The sequence below is a fragment of the Leisingera sp. F5 genome (assembly GCF_001593695.1).
In genome coordinates this window covers 1-1,657 of the sequence record NZ_LUKH01000802.1, presented here as the reverse complement: position 1 = coordinate 1,657, position 1,657 = coordinate 1, and the positions used below count along the sequence as shown (strand labels likewise).

The 1,657-nt window shown below is 54.3% G+C and carries 2 protein-coding genes; both read left to right on the top strand.

The annotated features are described in order from the left end of the window. The first annotated feature begins 796 nt into the window (after positions 1-796). Entirely contained in the window at positions 797-1,219 is a 423-nt protein-coding gene (locus A2I95_RS36155; protein WP_051371951.1) for a hypothetical protein, read from the top strand. 146 nt (positions 1,220-1,365) lie between these two features. After that, the coding region (locus A2I95_RS36150) for a superoxide dismutase (protein ID WP_367153199.1) at positions 1,366-1,657 on the top strand (292 nt) is incomplete at its 3' end.

Here is a 1,657-nt window from a genome sequence, read left to right as displayed (position 1 = left end):
CATCCGCAAAGTAAAGTGGGTGTTTACTAAAATTTTCACTCGCTTTTTGCTTGTGACGCCATCACGCGTCATTTACGGTGCCCTGGAGACCTTCCGGGGCACCGTTTTTGCATTTGAATTTCCTTGGAAATGACCCTTTGCATCGATTGCAACAGATTGAATTTGATGCCTTTCCGTGGCGGGAGGAGGGGCAGTGCGAAACTGTTTCAGGGAGCGACTGATGCGCCTGCCGGCATGCGGAATTCTGGCATTGGTTTTAACGTTTTCCGGGGCGAGCGCCCTGGCGGAAACCAGCTTTAGCTGCAACCTGAAACCGATTTCCGGCGCGTTCTGGGTTCCTGGCCGTATCACCGTGCGGTTTTCTGATGATTTCACCACTGCACAGGTCACCGATGCGGCGTTTGGGGTGTCCGTTGCGGCCAAGGTTTCGCAACGCAGCATGACAACTTATGCGCTTAGCTGGTCGTTGCCGGGGCTTGCAGTACTGACGGACAGCGGGCAGGCAGAGCCGCGCTTCAGGGCTGTGCTGAACACTGCAAACCTGAAGATGAGCATTCAATCAATCCGTACAGGCAGAGCAGTGCAACCGCCGCGCGGCTCGGGGACTTGCCGCCGGGAGCCCTCTTTGTCACTGCTGGCCCAGAACCACATGAGGTTGAACTAAGCGCGTGTATTGACTTGGCGAGCAATCTATTGATTGCCGTGCAGCTGCAGATTGCCGTGCAACTGCAGATTGCGATTGCATCGGAACTGGCTCCCTTGCATCACTGCGCTGCAAAACAAGGGAACCATCTGAATGAAACGATATCTACTGGCTGCATCCATTGTGCTGGCAGCCGCGTCCTCTGCAGCGGCGGGAAGAAAAGCCACCATCACATATGATTGCGCGATCAAGGTGTTCACTAACAATGGCTGGATAGCCCCGCGGGTGCTTGTCATATGGGACGAAGAAAACCAGTCTGCGCAGATCTATGACGGGTATATACACAAACTGATCGGAGAGCCTATTCCGGCTAAAGTCGAACCGCGAAACGAAATTTCCTACAACTTGGACTGGCGGGTGAACAACATCCCGGTCAGCAATGCCCGGATGACGCTTGATGGGCTGTATTCAGGTGTTTTGAATACCAAGCAGAACACTCTGTCGATCCGCGGCGTCATCACGGGTGTCGCCAATCAGCCGCGCGGCAAAGGTAAATGCATAGTCAAAAAAGACTGAGGCCAGCATCGCGCCAACCGGGCGGGGCAGGCATAATCTTTTTGCACATAGACCTTGCGCGGAAATGGAGCCTTGGCTCTTGACCTGATAGCGCGCACACAGCATGTATCTGCGCAGGAACGCAAACTTTTTCACAGGGGGCCCAAATGGCTTTTGAACTTCCCGATCTTCCTTATGCACATGACGCTCTGGCCGCCAAAGGCATGTCGGCTGAAACCCTGGAATACCACCACGACCTGCACCACAAGGCCTATGTCGATAACGGTAACAAGCTGATCGCCGGCACCGATTGGGACGGCAAGTCGCTGGAAGAGATCATCAAAGGCACCTATGACGCCGGTTCGGTTGCCCAGAACGGTATTTTCAACAACATTTCGCAGTTGTGGAACCACAACCAGTTTTGGGAAATGATGGGTCCGGGCGAAAGTGCAATGCCGG